General features: G+C 66.7%; 12 protein-coding genes and 1 tRNA gene. 7 read left to right on the top strand and 6 right to left on the bottom strand.

Annotation, left to right across the window (positions count from 1 at the left end; all coding sequences use genetic code 11):
* Together ACLFQI_RS04555 and ACLFQI_RS04550 are read left to right on the top strand one after the other, a co-directional pair.
* A partial coding sequence (locus tag ACLFQI_RS04555) for a peptidoglycan-binding protein (protein ID WP_410757694.1) occupies positions 1–1,023 on the top strand: 1,023 nt, incomplete at its 5' end.
* 24 nt (positions 1,024–1,047) lie between these two features.
* Positions 1,048–2,217: a general secretion pathway protein GspB gene (locus ACLFQI_RS04550; RefSeq protein ID WP_410757693.1), complete on the top strand. Its 1,170-nt coding sequence runs from the start codon at positions 1,048–1,050 to the stop codon at positions 2,215–2,217.
* 137 nt (positions 2,218–2,354) lie between these two features.
* On the opposite strand, the gene rapA is transcribed toward ACLFQI_RS04550, so the two are convergent.
* Entirely contained in the window at positions 2,355–5,177 is a 2,823-nt protein-coding gene (gene rapA / locus ACLFQI_RS04545; protein ID WP_410757692.1) for an RNA polymerase-associated protein RapA, read from the bottom strand.
* Between the two features lie 92 nt (positions 5,178–5,269).
* On the opposite strand from rapA, the gene ACLFQI_RS04540 reads away from it, so the two are divergent.
* Positions 5,270–6,472, top strand: a complete 1,203-nt coding sequence (locus tag ACLFQI_RS04540) for a glycerate kinase (RefSeq protein ID WP_410757691.1) — start codon at positions 5,270–5,272, stop codon at positions 6,470–6,472.
* A gap of 183 nt (positions 6,473–6,655) precedes the next feature.
* Here ACLFQI_RS04540 and mutM read toward each other — a convergent pair whose 3' ends face one another.
* Together mutM and ACLFQI_RS04530 are read right to left on the bottom strand one after the other, a co-directional pair.
* The gene (gene mutM, locus ACLFQI_RS04535) at positions 6,656–7,471 is read right to left on the bottom strand and encodes a bifunctional DNA-formamidopyrimidine glycosylase/DNA-(apurinic or apyrimidinic site) lyase (protein ID WP_410757690.1); all 816 of its coding nucleotides are present in this window, start codon (positions 7,469–7,471) and stop codon (positions 6,656–6,658) included.
* A gap of 6 nt (positions 7,472–7,477) precedes the next feature.
* Entirely contained in the window at positions 7,478–8,431 is a 954-nt protein-coding gene (locus ACLFQI_RS04530; protein ID WP_410757689.1) for a class I SAM-dependent methyltransferase, read from the bottom strand.
* Positions 8,432–8,540: 109 nt separating this feature from the next.
* Between ACLFQI_RS04530 and ACLFQI_RS04525 the strand changes: the two genes are divergently transcribed.
* The 4 genes from ACLFQI_RS04525 (at position 8,541) to ACLFQI_RS04510 (ending at position 12,776) form a co-directional block, all read left to right on the top strand.
* Positions 8,541–8,631: transfer RNA gene (locus tag ACLFQI_RS04525), tRNA-Ser, on the top strand.
* Between the two features lie 98 nt (positions 8,632–8,729).
* Positions 8,730–10,775 carry a TonB-dependent receptor plug domain-containing protein gene (locus ACLFQI_RS04520; protein ID WP_410757688.1) on the top strand — a complete coding sequence of 682 codons (2,046 nt, stop codon included), beginning with the start codon at positions 8,730–8,732 and terminating at the stop codon, positions 10,773–10,775.
* A gap of 2 nt (positions 10,776–10,777) precedes the next feature.
* Positions 10,778–11,359 (top strand): hypothetical protein, encoded by a 582-nt coding sequence (locus ACLFQI_RS04515; protein ID WP_410757687.1) that lies wholly within the window; start codon positions 10,778–10,780, stop codon positions 11,357–11,359.
* Entirely contained in the window at positions 11,349–12,776 is a 1,428-nt protein-coding gene (locus tag ACLFQI_RS04510; protein WP_410757686.1) for a GGDEF domain-containing protein, read from the top strand. The genes ACLFQI_RS04515 and ACLFQI_RS04510 overlap by 11 nt, the downstream gene beginning before the upstream one ends.
* Before the next feature lie 295 nt (positions 12,777–13,071).
* Here ACLFQI_RS04510 and radA read toward each other — a convergent pair whose 3' ends face one another.
* The 3 genes from radA to ACLFQI_RS04495 form a co-directional block, all read right to left on the bottom strand.
* Positions 13,072–14,496: a DNA repair protein RadA gene (radA, locus tag ACLFQI_RS04505; RefSeq protein ID WP_410757685.1), complete on the bottom strand. Its 1,425-nt coding sequence runs from the start codon at positions 14,494–14,496 to the stop codon at positions 13,072–13,074.
* On the bottom strand, positions 14,493–15,605 hold the full coding sequence (gene alr, locus ACLFQI_RS04500; RefSeq protein ID WP_410757684.1) for an alanine racemase: 1,113 nt from the start codon (positions 15,603–15,605) through the stop codon (positions 14,493–14,495). Before alr ends, radA begins: the two co-directional genes overlap by 4 nt.
* Positions 15,602–16,857: LAGLIDADG family homing endonuclease (locus tag ACLFQI_RS04495; RefSeq protein WP_410757683.1), on the bottom strand; the 1,256-nt coding region annotated here is incomplete at its 5' end. The genes alr and ACLFQI_RS04495, both read right to left, overlap by 4 nt.

The following is a 16,857-nucleotide window of genomic DNA, read 5'->3' as shown; positions in this document are numbered from 1 at the left end:
ATGAAGGCGACTGGGGCGACCGCCGAGGCAGCCGCTGCGATCGATGCGACCGCCGGCGCGGCTGAGGCGCCCGGTGCGACCAAGGCCGACGAGGCAACAGCCGCCCGCAACGAAGCCGTGGTTGCCGGCAAGCTCATGGCAGAGGATCGCGCCGCTGCGATCAACGCAACCACCAACCCCGCGACTCAGGCCGCGAACAATCCTGCGATCAAGGAGACAACCAACCCCGCGAGGCCCGGCGCGAACATCGACCGCGAGCGGGTGGTGGCGAGCGCCCGTGCGGACAGCGAGCAAGCCGCCGCGCTCATGCCGGCCGCGCCCGGGGTGGCGGATGTGTCGGATGCGCCTGAAGCGCCGGAGGCGGTCATCCCCCGCATCGCGCTCGCGCGGATTGCCCCGCAGGTGCCCGAGGCCGCGCTCGGCGACCTCTCCGAGCTGTTGCTGGAGGAACACGAGTCGCTTCCGGCCCTGCTGCAACCCTGGGGCCATGCGCCGGACGCCGCCGCCGACTGTGCTGCGGTCACCGAGCTGGGGCTCGACTGTGAGCGCTCGAACGAGCGCTGGAGCGACCTGCGCCTGTTCGATCGCCCGGCCGTGCTGGAACTGATGATCGATGGGCAACCGCGCCATGCGCTGATCACCGGCATCGATGATGAGTACGCGGTGTTGACGCGTGGCGATCGGCAGCGGCGGGTGGCGATCGCGAGCCTGGATGAGCGCTGGTCCGGCGATGTGCTCATGCTCTGGCGCCCGCCGCCTTCGGGGACGCGTCTGATCGGCCCCAGCACGACCGGGGCGACGGTGTCCTGGTTGCGACAGCGGCTCGCGGCGGTGCCCGACGCCACGCTGACCGACCTCGACAGTCCCCGCTATGACGCCGACTTGCAGGCTGCGGTGGAGGCGTTCCAACGCGCTCGCGGCTTGGAGGTCGATGGTATCGCCGGGCCGCGCACCCTGATGCTATTGAATAACGCCCTCGCCGATAGCGAGATCCCGCGTTTGAGCCAGTCCCGGACGCCCTAGCGGATTGCCGCTCGCGAAGGTCTTATGTCGTACATCCTGGAAGCACTGAAGAAATCGCAGCGGGAGCGCGAGCTGGGGCAGGTTCCGCGCCTGCAAGCGTCGGTGTTCGACGAGCCCCGCGAACAGACGCGCATGCAGCGCTGGATCATCGCGACCTTTGCGTTGGCTGCACTCGCCGCAGTCCTCGCGGTCTATGCCTCATTCCGGCCTCCGGCCGCGGACGCGCCTGGAGCCGGAGCGGGCATGGCGCGCGGCGAAGGGACGTCGAGCGCCCAGAGCACGGGCGGCATGCCGGCGGCACCCGAGGCCGAGGATTCGGTCGCCTCCGTCAACAGCGACAACCCCGAAACCGAGCCCAAATCCGCGGCCGAATCCGAGACCGAATCCGCGCCCGAATCCGCACCGGGCAAAGGCGAGGAACTGGTCGCCGCCGTTGCCAGCGCCATCGATCATCCCAAACGCGTCGTCCTGTCGATGGCGGATGCGGGTGCAGATGCACAGGAGGTGACGGGGGCGGAGACGGCCGAGGTGGAGGCCGAGGTGGAGCGCGATGTCGAACGCGATCCCGCGCCGCAGGTGCTGGCTGTCCCGGCGCCGCCCAAACCTGGCGAGCGGCTACCGCGAGGGGCCGAGGAGCTGCGCCGCGCGGTGCTGGGCGACGATGCCTCGCCTGCCGATGCCTCCCCCTTGTCCGCGCAACGCGAGCCAGCGCGAGCCAAGGCGCCAGCCACGCAACCAGCCCCGGAGCATGTGCCGATTCCCCCGGAGCTGATCGCCGAGATCGAGGCATTCAAACGCTCATTTCGCGAGGAGGCCGGCGCGCAGTCCGCCTCCACGCGCACGCGGTTGCCCGCGCTCACGCCAGCGTCCGAGCCAATATCCGAGCCAATATCCGAGCCAGCGTCCCGGCCCACAGCCAAGCCAGCCTCCAGTCGAGCCGAGCCCGGCAGAGGAGCGGCGACTCCCGTGAGCGATCGGCCCGCGCCATTGAGCGGCCGGTTGCGGCGCGAACTGCCGCCATTCTCGATGACGGTGCATGTCTATGACGCTGACCCAGCGCGGCGCTTCATCTATCTCAACGGCAACAAGCTGCGCGAGGGGGAACTCAGCCGTGATGGGTTCTTCGTTGAAGAGGTGGGCGCCGATGGCGCCGTCTTGCGCTACGACGCGCATCGCTTCTTTCAGTCCCCTTAGGCGATTTCCGTCAAAGCTCATCCCGCCTTGCTGGTCTGTTCGCTCGCCTTCTGCGTCGCGTCGCCGCTCACGGAGCCCGGCGATGCTCCCGACGAGACGCCTTGAAGGCAAACGGAAATCCTGCGCAATGCCGAGGATCAGGCAAAGGCGATCAAGCGCAGGGCGTCGAGGCGCAGGCGGCTGTTGGCCAGCGTCTCGGCGAGCGCAGCGCGCTCGGCTTCCAGCGCCGCGATCTCCTCGGCGCGCACCGCCGGGTTGCGGCGGGCGAGGTCGCGCAGCCGATCCAGCTCGGCATCGAGTTGCGCGCGCATCCGCGCGCCCGCCTGCTCGCGCAGGGTTTGGGTCTCGCGCGCGGCTTCCTGTTCGGCCAGGGTCACCATCGCCTCGATCACCTTGCTCTTCGCTTGCAAGAGCGCGCGCGCGAGCGGGCGGCGCGGGCGCAGACATTTGCCGCCGAGGGCGTCCGCATCGATCTCGGAGCTGCGCTCCTGGCCCTGCTCGTCGATCAGCATGCGCCGCGCGCTCGGCGGCAGGAAACGTTGCGCGTTCAGGGCCGGTGGCGCCGGGCACTCGGCGACGTAGACCGCCTCCAGCAGCAAGGCGCTGGCGAGAAAGCGCTTGTCCTGGGTCAGCACCAGCGCGCTGGTGCCCAGATGCGAGCCGGTCACCAGCTCGAGCGCGGCCCGGGTCAGCGGATGCTCGCGGGTCAGGAAGCGTCGTTCCTCATGGGCGAGCGCGTGCTGGCGGCTGAAGGTCGCGGTGATGCCCTCGTCTGGCAGCTCCGGGAAATGCTCTTGCAGCATGTGGGCGCCGGGCCGCACGACGAGGCTGCCGCCGGGGCCGGGTTCGCGCTCGACGCCGAAGGCATCCCAGAGCCCGGTCAGGAAGATCTCGATGGTGGGATCGCGATCCTCCTCCTCGAGCGCCCGCGCCAGGGCGGCGCCACGCGCCGGGCGATGCGAGCTGAGTTCGAGCAGTCGATCGCGGCCGGCGGCGAGCTCGCTATCCAGACGCGCGCGCAGCGTCCGCGCCTCGCCGATCAGCGCCTCGATCGCGCTCGGCTCCGGCGCCGGGTCGGCCAGGAGCGCTTGCAGCGCCTCGCGCTGTTCCCAGAACACCGCCGGCGCCGCTGGCTGGTGCGCGGAGAAGGCATCCAGCCCCTCGTGATACCAGCGAAACAGCCACTCATCCGGGGTGCCGGCGCGATAGGGCACATGGATGCGGATGGTCTCGCTCTGGCCGATGCGATCGAGTCGGCCGATGCGCTGTTCGAGCAATTCCGGATCGGCGGGCAGATCGAACAGCACCAGGTGATGGGCGAACTGGAAGTTACGCCCCTCGCTGCCGATCTCGGAGCAGAGCAGGATCTGGGCGCCATCCTCGGGATCGGCGAAGAAGGCGGCGGCGCGGTCGCGCTCGACGATCGGCATCTCCTCGTGGAAGACGGCGGCCTGGATGCCGGCGCGCGCGAGCAGCGCGCGGCGCAGATCGAGCACGGTCTCGGCGCGACTGGTGATCAGCAGCAGCTTGGCCGGTGCGAGTTCACGCAGTTGCGCGATCAGCCAATCCAGGCGCGGATCCTTGTCGAGCCAATCCGGATCCTCGATCGCCGACCAGAGCGCATCCAGCGGATCGATCGCGCTGTCGGCGGCCGCGTCCGCCTCGCCGGCGCTCGACGCGAGCCGCGCCGGATGCAATTCGCGCTGGGGAAACCCGCTGATGGCGGCGCGGGTATTGCGAAACAACACCCGGCCGGTGCCGTGGCGGTCGAGCAACTGGTCGATGAGCGCCTGACGCTCGCTGGTGGCGCTTGATCCGTCGAGCAGCGCGTCGAGCCGTGCCTGTTCGTCCGCGCTCAGCGGCGTTTCGTCGAGCAGACGGGCGACCCATTCGGCCACCGGCGCATAGCCTTCCTCCTCGGCGAGAAAGGCCTGGTAGTCGCCAAAGCGCTCCGGGTCGAGCAGCCGCAAGCGGCCGAAATGTCCGGCTCGGCCCAGTTGCTCCGGGGTCGCGGTGAGCAGCAGCACCGCCGGTATCTTGGCGGCGAGGGCGGCGACCAGCTCATAACCGGGGCTGCTTGCCTCGGGCGACCATTCGAGGTGATGGGCCTCGTCGCAGATCAGCAGATCCCAGTCGGCATGCAGCGCGGCATCGGCCAGGGCGACATCCTCGGTCAGCAGGTTCAGGCCGCAGAGGATGCGTTGCTCGGAGTCGAACGGATTGCTGCCTTGCGCCGCCAGCGCCTGCACCCGGGCCTGATCGAAGAGCGCGACGCTCAGATTGAAGCGACGCAGCAACTCGACCAACCATTGATGCAAGAGCGCTTCGGGCACCAGGATCAGCACCCGATGCACGCGGCCGGCCAACGCCAGTCGATGCAGGATCAAGCCGGCCTCGATGGTCTTGCCAAGGCCGACCTCGTCGGCTAGGAGCACGCGCGGATGATGCCGGTCGGCGACCTCGGCGGCGATGTGCAATTGATGCGGGATCGGGCTGATGCGCGCGCCGAGCAGTCCGCGCGCCGGTGCCGTGGCCAACCGCGCGGTCTGTTCGAGCGCCTGCACCCGCAGCCGGAACCAGGTATCGCTGTCCAGGCGCCCGGCGCGCAGGCGTTGCTGCGGACGGCTCAGGCGCAGCCGCGGATCGATGCGGGTCTCGGGCAGGGGCTGTTCGTTGCCGGCGGTGTCGCGCACCAGATAGGTGACGAAGCCATTGTGCTCGAGCAGGTCGACCACGGTCAGGTCGCGGCCTTCGAGATCGCGCAGCAGCTCACCGGCGGCGAGCTGCGCGCGCCACAGCGGCGTATTGTCGGCGGCATAGGTGCGACGCTCGCCGGTGGCCGGAAACAGCAGGGTGACGCGGCGATGTTCGACGACCTCGACCATGCCGAGGCCAAGCTCGGGTTGGGTCTCGGAGAGCCAACGTTGGCCAACGGCAAAGGCGGGGACGGGCTCGGACATAGGACGGCTCGGTCAAATAGTCAAACAAGACCCCCAAATTATCCCGACTTTCGCCTCGCTTCGCTCGACTACGTTGCCGGAGTGTTTCCATCATGTCCTCACGACCGCCGCTGACGCTGGTCATCGCGCCCAATGCGCTGAAGGGAAGTTGCTCTGCAAGCGCGGCCGCCGCCGCGCTCGCTGCGGGCGCGTGGTGCGCCGCTCCCGAGGCCGAGATCCGGCAGCTAGCGGTCGCCGATGGCGGCGATGGGCTGCTCGAGATCGCCTGCGCTTCGCTCGGCGCCGAGCGCCGTCCGCTGCGCGTGACCGGCCCGGCCTTTACCCAGGTGGATGCCGCCTTTGCCTGGTTGCCAGGCGAGCGCACCGCGATCATCGAGATGGCGCTCGCCAGCGGGCTTGCGCTGCTCGCGCCCGCCGCGCGCGATCCACGCGCCACCACCAGCCTCGGGACCGGCGAGCTGATGCGCGCGGCGTTGACGCTCGGTGCCGAGACCCTGATCGTCGGGCTCGGCGGCAGTGCCACCAACGACGGCGGTATCGGCATGGCGAGCGCGCTCGGTTATCGCTTCCTCGATGCGCACGGGCAGCCGCTGCGGCCGGTCGGCGCCGCGCTCGCGCGGATCGCGCGGATCGACGGCACGGGCGTCGATCCGCGCCTGCAAGGAGCGAGGGTCGAGGCGATCTGCGATGTCGAGAATCCGCTGACCGGCGCCACCGGTGCCGCCGCGACCTATGGACCCCAGAAGGGCGCCACCCCCGAGGCCGTCGCGGTCCTGGATGCCGGCCTGCGGCGGTTGGCCGAGCGCCTGCGCCAGGATCTCGACTGCGATGCCGAAGACGTCCCTGGCGCGGGCGCCGCCGGCGGTCTGGGGGCCGGCCTCCTCGCCTTCTGCGCGGCCGAGCTGCGTCCTGGGGCCGAGCTGGTGCTCGATCTGATCGGGCTGGAGCGCGCGCTGGAGGGGGCGGATCTGGTGTTGACCGCCGAGGGCCGGATCGATGCGCAGACCGTCTGCGGCAAGGCGCCTGCGGCGGTGGCCGCGCGTGCGCGCCGCCATGGCATCCCGTGCATCGGCATCGGCGGCAGCGTCGGCGAGGGCATCGAGGCACTGCATGGGCTGGGCCTCGATGCCGTGTTCTCGCTCTGCCCTGGCCCCATCGATCTGGCCGAGGCCGAACGACGGGTCGAGGCGCTGCTGGCCAAGACCGCCGAGCAGGTGCTGCGCGCGTTCTTGGCGGGGCGTGGCCAGGGGCCGCCAAGCCCGTCGGGCCGCGAACGCGGCCCTCGCCAACGCTGATCGATCGTGAATCGCGCGTCGGGCTTGGCACTGCGGTGCGCGGCGCGTTAGGCGATGGACGAAAAACGCCTTGTCGCCATTCGCCCTATTCGCCTTGACGCGCGGACAGGAACATCTCATGGCCTCTGGGCTTTCTAGGTCGTGTCCGGCAATCCGGTCGAGCGGCCATAAGCGCCGCCTTTGCTAATGCTGACAGGTCGCGCAATAGAAGCTCGAGCGCTGGCCGATGCGGCGCTGCCGGATACGGCCACCGCAGCTCGGGCAGGGCTGCTCGGCGCGCCCGTAGACGCGCAACGATTGGGCGAAGTAGCCGGGCTGGCCATCCTCTTGGACGAAGTCGCGCAGGCTGGTGCCGCCCTGGGCGATGGCGTCGGCGAGCACCTGGCGGATGGCGGCCGCGAGCACGTCCATGCGCACATGGCTGATGCGCCCGGCGGCGCGGTTGGGATGGATGCGCGCGCGATGCAAGGATTCGTTGGCGTAGATGTTGCCGACGCCGACGACCACCTGGCTGTCCATGATGAAGGTCTTGATCGGCGCCCGTCGTCCTTGCGCGCGGTGGTGAAGATAGGCGCCGCTGAACGCCGGTTCGAGCGGTTCCGGCCCCAGATCGCGCAGCAGGGGATGCGCCTCGGCCGGCGCGGCGGTCCATTGCAGCATGCCGAAACGGCGCGGATCGCGAAAGCGCAGGCACTGTCCAGCGTCGAGACACAGGTCGACGTGATCATGGGCTGCCGGCGCGGTCGTCGCCGGCAGCACGCGCAGGCTGCCGGACATGCCCAGATGCAGCATCAATACGCCCTGTTCGAGGTCGAACAAGAGATATTTGCCGCGCCGGCGCAGCGCCAGGATGCGCTGACCGGCAACCCGCGCGCCGGTATCGACCGGGATCGGCCAGCGTAGGCGGGACTCGCGGACCTCGAGTCGTTCGATCAGGCGTCCGAGCAGATGCGGCTCCAGGCCGCGCCGGCAGGTCTCGACCTCGGGCAGTTCGGGCATGGGGGTCTATGGCTCCGCGCTCAGGTAACAGATCCAGCCGGCATCGGGCTCCGCCCGGGTGACCGGCTTGAAGATCCCGTCCGGCTCGCCATGCTCGTCCCAGCCTTGCCAGTAGATACGCGGCTCGCGGAAGCCGGCCTCGACGAGCAGTTCGCGCAGTTCGGGCAGGGTCCAGAGCCGCCAGGTATAGCGGAATGCCCGTTCCAGGCGCGAGCCGTCGGGGAAGGCGAAATGGATCGCGCACTGCATGCGACCGCTGATCGGATCGTAGTCGGTCTGGTCCCAGACATAGGTGAAGGGCGGACCGTCGTCCTCGATGGCGCGCTCCTCGGCGATGACCCGAAAGGCATCGTAGCCGCCATAGCTATCGAGCATGAACAGGCCATCGCTCACCAGCCGCTCGCGCACGCCGCGAAAATAGCCCAGCAAGGCCGCGCGCTCGGTGATCAGCCACCAGCTGAAGTTCATCGCCAACACCAGGTCGACCGGCTCGCAGCGCGCCTTGGCCGCGGGGGCCGGGCCAAGGTCCAGCACATCCGCTTCGATCAACCGCAGGCGCGCGCGCTGCTCTGGCGACAGCGCGGGCAACCGTTGCGTGCGTGCCCAGTGCAGCACGGCAGGGTCATTGTCGATCCCGATCGCCCGATGGCGCGCATCCCGCGCGACCCATTCGCGGCACACCGCGGCCGTGCCACAGAAGTCCTCGGCGAGCGAGCGGGCAGGGCGCCCGCGCAGATCGCGAAAGCTGTGCTGAATGAAATCCACCTCCGCTTCCGGGCATTGCACCGCGCGTTCGTAGAGCGCGTGGCGGTCGGCTTGCGCGGCGAGGCAAGCATCGCTGGCGCCGGCGGGGGAAGCGCTATCGGGGGGCGGGCGCGGAGACGGTGCCGCCGAGGAGGCGCCGGATGGAGCACCGGATGGGAGGCTCGGATTCGGGCGCATCGATGGAGACGGGACCATGGCATTTGCAAGCGCAGCGGGATTTCGCTTAAGCTTGACGGCTCGATGCATGGCGATGCAAGTACCGGCTGCCGAGTCCGACCGCGCGACCTCGCATCGACTGCATTCCGGAGAGGTGTCCGAGTGGCTTAAGGAGCACGCCTGGAAAGTGTGTATAGGTTAATCGCCTATCGTGGGTTCGAATCCCACCCTCTCCGCCATTTCCAAAGCATGCGCTCGCCTTGCCCGAGACCTCATAGCAACTCACACGGCCGCAGGCTGGCGTCTCTTTGCGATGAAGTTGTTCGCGATTGCGACCATGACGACCCGTTCCGCCCGTGCTCGCGTCCTGGGGTTGTCGCTCTTGTTGCTGCCGGTCTGCGTCGCCTTGGCGCAGACCGGAACGACGCTGGAGGATGCGGCGGGCGATCAGGCGCCGCTGCGGGATTTGTTGGCACTCATCGAGCAGGAGACCGAACTGGCCACGCGCAGCGGCATGAATGCCGACTATGTGCCGGGCATGGCCACCATCCTGACGGGCGATGATCTGCTGGTGCGCGGCGTGCGCAACGTCGGCGAGGCCTTGACGCTGGTGCCAGGCATCAGCGATGGCATGGAGATGAGCGGCGAGCGGCAGATTCTCAGCCGCGGCGTCGGTTTCGGCTACGCCTCGGGCAACCTCAAGATCCTGCTCGATGGCGTGTCGATGAACTCGACCCTGTATGCCACCGCCAATCCGATCCTGAACATCCCGATCGAACAGGTCGAACGCATCGAGGTGATTCGCGGTCCCGGCGCCTCGGTGCATGGCGAGTACGCCTTCGCCGGCGTGGTCGATGTCATCACCCGCAAAGCGCAACGCGGACTGCATGTGCAAGCCATGGATGGCAGCGGCGAGCGTGGCGGCGGTGGCCTCTGGTATTGGCGCGATCCCGCGCGCGATCTCTCGCTGTCGGTCAATGCGCTCGGTCTCGACGGCCACGCCGGCGTTGAGGTGGCCGAGGATGCGCTCTACGGGATCGATCGGCCCGAGCTGTCCAACGCGCCTGGCAAGAGTAACGAGTCGCATCGCTATCGCGGGCTGTTCGCCGACCTCGCCTGGGGCGACTTCTTCGCCGCCGTGAAGCTTCTCGAAGACGATTATGGCGATGCCTTCGGCATCAATCATTTCCTGCCGCCAGAAGATGATCGGCTCGCCTCGCGCCAGGGTTATGAGTCGTTGCGGCTCGGCGGTGACATCCAACTCAGCGAACGGCTGCGCACGCGGCTGCGCTTAGAGGCCTTGCGTCACCACCGTGACCGCGATGACCTCTACGTCGCTCCCGCCGGCTACTTCCTTGAGAACGAGCCGGTCTTCATGAGTCAGGATTACCGCGAGACGCGCTACCTCGCCGCCGCCGATCTGCACTGGCGACCGCATCCGCGCCATAAGGTGCTGGTTGGGTTCGAGGCGCGCCATGTCGAGGTCGACGAGGCGAGCTGGGACTGGCCCGAGGCCTTCGGCATCGATTTTCCCTGGCTGGACGAGGATCTCAGTCGCCGGGTGCTGAGTCTGGTGGTGCAGGATCAAGTCCGTCTCGGCGCGCGCCTCAACGTCACCGCCGCCTTGCGCGTCGACGACTACAGCGATGTCGGCACGCATGTAAGTCCACGCTTGGCCGCCGTCTGGCCGCTCAACGACGAACACATCCTCAAGCTGCAATACGCGCGGGCGTTTCGCCCACCCACCTTCTACGAGCTGACCTATCCCGCGCAAGGCGTCGAGCAGGTGCGCGCCGGCGAGATCACGACCTATGAATTCGGCTACATCCTGAAACAGTCGCACTGGGAGGGCAGGCTGATCCTGTTCCAGTCCGATCTCTCGGAGTCGATCGTGTTCGGCTACGACGATGACGGCTATCTCAATAGCGCCGATGCGCGCCTGCGCGGAATCGAACTCGAATACAAACAACGGCTGCTGCCGACGCTCAAGCTCGATGCCAATCTCTCTTACGTCGACAGCCTGGAATTGGGGCTGGATCGGCCGCTGCCTGGCGGGACCGATCTGCTGGCGAATCTGGCCCTGTTGTGGCAGCCGATCCATGCCTGGACCGCCGCCCTGCAACTGCGCTATGTGGGTGAACGGGCGCGTCAGCCCGCGGATACGCGCGCGCCCGTGGACGCCTATACGCTGGCGGATGTGACCCTGAGCTATGCCCCCTCCGAGCAAGGCCTGTTTGCGCACTTCGGGGTGAAGAATCTAACCGATGCCGATATCCGCTTTCCCGAGCAGCCTACCGGGATCGGCGGGGTCGACCTGATCTATCGCGATGACTATCCGCGCCCGGGACGCCATTGGTGGCTGTCCGTCGGCTACGCGTTTTGATCATGCCGAACCTGGTTGCCGGTTGTTGTCGTCTGCTGGCGGTCGCGCTCGCCTGTAGCGCGCTGTCGGGTTATGGTCCCGAGGCGCTGGCCCGGGTGCTGTGGCCGGAGGAACAGCAGCGTCTGCGCGTCGGCCTGCGGATCTTTCCGGCGGTGATCAGCGCCTTGGAAGGGTTGCAACAGCGCCAATCCGCCGATGGACGGCTGCATGTGGCGGTCGCCTATCAGGGCTCGGATGCCGCTGTCGATCAGGTGGTGACGGGCCTGGAGGAGATCGAGCAGATTCAGGACATGCCGCTGACCGTCAAGGTGCTGGCGCTCGAGGAGCTGCGGACCTATCGCGGTCCGCCGCTGGGGGGGATCTTCATCGCCAGCGTCGACCTCAAGCCAGCCTTGATGCGGGATCTGTCGGTGACGCATGGGGCGTTGGTGTTTTCGCCGTTCGCCGGTCATGTGCAAGCCGGGGCGGTCGCTGGCATTCATGTCACCGATCGGATACTGCCGGCAATCAATCGAGCGCAGGCGCAACGTGCCGGGGTGCGTTTCAAGGCCTTTTTCTTGAGAGTCGCGCATCATGCCGAGTGAGCACCGCTTTGCCGAGGAACGCCCGTCCTTTGCCTTCGAGCGCAATCTAGCGGCGATCTTTGGCCTGCTGGGGCTGCTGCTGACCGGTTTGATCAGCAGTTATTGGCTGCTCGTGCTCGAGCCGAGCCTGCAGGCCGATGCCGAGAGTCGGGCCCACGCGCTTGCTCAAGCCCAGGCGCGCAGTCTTGAGTCGCTGTTCGCCATCGAGCTGCCGCCGGAGCGCCTGGTCACCGCGCTCGATACCCGCCTCGATGGCATCCTGTTGCTCAAGGAGCAGGGCACCCGGACGCCGCTGACCGACCGGGTGGAGCTGGAGTTCGATCCGCATGCCACGTCTTTGCCAGCCGAGCGGTTGACATTCGTGCGCGGGGAAGACGCGACCTGCGCCAACTGTTTCGTCACCGAAGAGCCGCTCTACCATCCGCGCAAGCATCAGCTGATCGGCATTGCCAGCTTCTATGCCAATACTCAGTCGCTCAGTGCGCTGATCGGCGATGTGCGCAGCAAGCTGTTCTGGACCGGCGGCGCGGTGCTCTTGCTCATCGTCCTGGGATGGTTGTCGGCCGGCTGGTTGCTGCGTCGTCTCCGCGAGAGCGAGACGAACCTGCGCAGCCTCCTCGATGTCGCGCCATTTCCGATGTTGCTGGTCGATCAGTCCCAAACCCTGATCATCCGCGCCAACCTGGCGGCCATCCGCTACTTGGGCCTCAGCAAAGGCGCCGACGGTCAACTCGCGAGCGCGGCCTGGACGCGGTTGCGCGACGAGGGCTTGCCGAGCGAGGAGGAGGGGCAACGCGAGATGCAGATACGCGATCAAGAGGATCGACCGCACTGGGCGGTGGTCTCGGTGATCCAGATTCATTTATCGGGCACGCCGCACCGCCTCGTGTCATTGGTCGATATCTCCGAGCTGAAATCCATCCAGCAGCGTCTGCATCAGGCGGCGAACACCGACGCCCTGACCCGGAGCTACAACCGGCGCTATCTGTTCGAGCGGCTGCACCAGGAACTGCTCCAATGCGACCGTGAAGGCCATCGGCTGGCGGTGATCCTGTTCGACTTGGACGAGTTCAAGTCGATCAACGACACCTACGGTCATGCCGTTGGCGACATCGTGCTGGCGCGGGCGGCGGAGGTCTTACGGCAGTGCGTGCGCACCATGGACGTGTGCGGACGTTACGGGGGCGAGGAGTTTCTGGTGATCCTGCCGTCGGCGACAGCCAAGGCCGCGTTTGAGATCGCCGAGCGCATCCGCGGCGAGATCAGCGCGTTGAACTGGTCAACGCCGGGGCTCCGGGTCACCATCAGCGGCGGCGTGGCCGAGTACAGCGGCGGCACCATCGATGCGCTGCTCGAAGTCGCCGACCGCAACCTCTATCGGGCGAAGGAGAGAGGGCGCAACCGGATCGTGTATTGAAAGGCTGAGGGCTGTGGGAGCGTTGGCCTGGCTGGGAGGATTTGGATTAGGAGGATTTGGATTTGGTGTCGCTGGCTGGAGCCGCTGGTTCGCTTGACTTTACATAATATACATTATGCGCAATCAGGAAAGCCGGGATCAGGGCAGGGAGTCTTGTGTCTCGTCCAACCAAATCGAATCGCCGTGCTCAAGCCGCGATGCGTTCTGGTGCGTTCTGGGGAGATAGATGCCCGCTCTCGGCTCAGCGCCCGGCCTCGCCAAGGGCATCGCCGGTTGCAACCGGGCGCTTGCGCGTTCAAACCGCGTCGATCGCCTCGCGCAGGGTCAGCACGGGCAGCATCTTCAGGCCCTCCACGCCGCCTTTGGGCATGTTGTCCTTGGGCACGATCGCCTGCCTGAAGCCGTGCTTGGCGGCCTCGCGCAGCCGATCCGGGCCATTCGGCACCGGACGGATCTCGCCAGCGAGCCCAACCTCGCCAAACACCGCCAGATCCACCGGCAAGGCCCGATCGCGAAAGCTCGAGAGGACCGCCAGCAGCACCGCGAGATCGGCCGCCGTCTCGCTCACCCGCACGCCGCCAACGACGTTGGCGAAGACGTCCTGATCGAACATGCCGATCCCGCCGTGGCGATGCAGCACCGCCAGCAGCATCGCCAGCCGGTTTTGTTCCAGGCCCACTGCAAGCCGACGCGGATTCGCCAGCGGACTCTGATCGACCAACGCCTGCACCTCGACCAGCATCGGCCGCGTGCCCTCGCGCGTGACCAGTACCACCGAGCCCGGCGCTGGCTCGGCGTGACGCGAGAGGAAGATCGCCGAGGGGTTCGAAACTTGGCGCAGCCCGCGGTCGGTCATGGCGAAGACGCCCAGCTCGTTGACGGCTCCGAAACGGTTCTTGACCGCGCGCACCAGCCGATGGGCACTGCCGGATTCGCCCTCGAAATAGAGCACGGTGTCGACCATGTGCTCGAGCACGCGCGGCCCGGCCAAGGCGCCCTCCTTGGTGACATGGCCGACCAGGAACACGGTGGTCTCAGTCAGCTTGGCATGGCGCACCAACTGGGCCGCAGTCTCGCGCACCTGCGAGACCGAACCCGGCGCCGAGGTCAGCGCTTCGGTGAACAGGGTCTGGATCGAGTCGATCACCAGCACGCGCGGCGCCTCGGCCGCAGCGGTGGCCAGGATCTGCTCGATGCAGGTCTCGGCGAGCAGATTCAGCCCGCCCGGTTCGAGCCCGAGCCGCCGCGCGCGCAGGCTGACCTGCTGCGGCGATTCCTCGCCGGTCACATAGAGCACTGCGGCCCTTTTGCTCGCGGCAAAGGCCGGATTGGCGTCGATCGCGGCGCTGGCCTGCAACAGCAGCGTCGATTTGCCGATGCCCGGATCGCCGCCGATCAGCACCACCGAGCCTTGCACCAGTCCGCCGCCGAGCACGCGGTCGAGTTCGACGATGCCGCTGGGGGTGCGCACCTCTTGTTCGGGCGCGATTTCGGCGAGTCGATGGATGGCACTGCGATCCGCACGCGCGGCCTGGCCCGCCGCTCCGGCATAGCCACCACCGTCGGCCCCGGGTCGCCGCGCCGCCTTGGGCGGCAGCGTCACCTGCTCGATACTGTTCCAGGCGCCGCAGTCGGCGCAACGACCGCTCCATTTCGGCGCCTGCGCGCCGCAGTTGTTGCAGACGTAGACGCTGCGATTCTTGCTCGTCGTGGGGCTCAAAGCCGTCCCCCCGGTGCCTGCTCGTCATAGACCAGCCGCACCCGGTTGGCGATCCGGCACAACAGCTCGTAATTGATCGTGCCTACCTGCTCGGCGACCTCCTCCACCGGCAGCCCCTGCCCCCAGAGCGTCACCGGATCGCCAACCGTGGCCGCCGGTATCTGGCGCAGATCGACGCTGATCATATCCATGGAAACGCGTCCGAGGAGCGCTGCGCGCCGGCCGCGAATCAGGACCGGCGTGCCGGTTGGCGCATGCCGTGGATAGCCGTCACCGTAGCCGATGGCGACCACGCCGACGCGCATCGGCTGCGGGCAGCGATAGGTGCTGCCGTAGCCGATCGCGGCGCCGGCTGGCAGCTCGCGCACCGCGATCAGTTGACTCGTCAAGGTCATCGCCGGGCGCAGATCCAAGGCCGCCGCCGCCTGGCCCAGCAACGGCGAGCCGCCGTAGAGCATGATGCCTGGGCGTACCCAATCGCTGCGCGCGGCGGGATGCGCAAGGATACCAGCGGAGTTGCCGATCGATAATGGCAGACCGAAACGCTCGGCAAGCGCCCTCGCCTGCTCGCATTGCGAGGCGGTCATTGGATGCGTCGGATCATCGGCGTTGGCCAGATGGGTCATGATGCCGGCCAGTTCCAGCGGTGACGTCCGCGTGCGCAAACGCTCGATCAGTGCCACGGCTTCGGCGTCTTGCAGACCAAGCCGACCCATGCCGGTATCGAGCTTGAGCCAGATGCGCTGCGGCCTTGGTGGCGGATTGGCGCGCAGCTGGGTGCGGATCAGATCCAGCTGCCGGCTGGAGTGCACCGTCAACTCGACCTGCAGGGACAGCACCGCGCCGAGTTCGGCCTCGCTCGCCGCGCCTTCCAGCACCAACAGCGGCTTGTCGATGCCAATCGCGCGCAATCCGAGCGCCTCCTGGACGCGCGCGACCGCGAAGCCGTCGGCGGCTTCCAGTGCCGCAGCGCAGTGCCCCATGCCATGTCCATAGGCATCGGCCTTGATCACGGCCCAGAGACGACTGCTCGGCGCCGCCGCGCGACAGACGGCCAGATTATGCCGCAGCGCGCCGAGATCGATATGCGCGATAGGACCAACGATCATTGATACCCCAGGTCGCCGTAGAGATCCTCGGCCAGATTCTCGAACTTAGTGAACTGGCCCAAAAAAGCGAGCTTCACGGTGCCGATCGGTCCGTTACGCTGCTTGCCGATGATGATCTCGGCAACCCCTTTGTCCGGGCTATCCTCGTGATAGACCTCGTCGCGATAAATAAAGACAATGAGGTCTGCATCCTGCTCGATCGCACCAGAATTATGACTGACGATGCCATCAGCCAGCCAGGAAGCCGGACCAGGAACCGTTAAATCATAAACCTCCTCTTCGCCATCGGGCTCTACGGCAACCACGGTATCCCAAAACAGGGCGCTATTGGCTTCTACTCGCAACTCGGCATCATTGAGCAATTCCGCGTAGCTCATCAAGGTTTTACGTGATGGTGAGAACTGAAAGTGGGCCGAGCCACCGTATGAAGTGCCTCTTAGACTAGCCATTTGTCGATGCGTAACACCATGCTTTCTCATCGACGCCTTAACACGCTGAAAAATCTCCTGCGGAAGCGTATCAACATTAGGATTTTCAATAATACCAAGAAGACATGGCTTCAGTTCAGCAGCGGCAGCCAAGCGCGGCCCAAATGCACCAACACGATCAAGAAAGAGCCGCTGCGCCATCGCCCCTCTAACCCATACCATGTAGGTCGTCCGATAGTGAGCGACATTGACCGCCTGAATTCTTGCCACAATCCCTAAACGCAGAAGCAGTGCCGCGACGTCATCGGCAAGACCTCGGCTATTGGTACTTAAATGGATGCCGTGGCTACCGCGTTGCCCAGGTTTGCGAACTGAAATCGTGCCATCAGTGGCCCATAGATGCTTCAAGAACAGCGCGATTTGCTCTCGTGAAAGACGGAAGATTCCGCTCGGGATGCGTTTTTCATGAGAGCGTTGACCAAATATTCCGAGATCACGCAGCCATTGATTGACACCTCTGGGATGCCAGCGATTCCCGTTACCGCTGAAAACCAGCTGATGCCAAGCGCCTCGCCCACGATGCCGATTGACCTGAACACCAAAATGTGCGGCGCACTCACTCACAATCTGGCTGTTATCTTCGGATGCGGTGGTATAACGCAGCGGCTGCCCGCTGAGATAACTGCCATCACCAAGCAGATGAGCAAGTAATATGATCTCGGCCTCTCGCCAATGCTCAACAGAAACCGGATCTGTCAGCCCGCGCGCAATGGCAAGTCGATCACCTTGTCCGAGCTGATCGACGGTTTGCCAACCGTGACCCG

The sequence above is a fragment of the Halochromatium sp. genome (assembly GCF_046541315.1).
Classification (GTDB): domain Bacteria; phylum Pseudomonadota; class Gammaproteobacteria; order Chromatiales; family Chromatiaceae; genus Lamprobacter.
The sequence above is the reverse complement of the archived record's forward strand: the minus strand, read 5'-3'. Positions and strand labels throughout refer to the sequence as shown.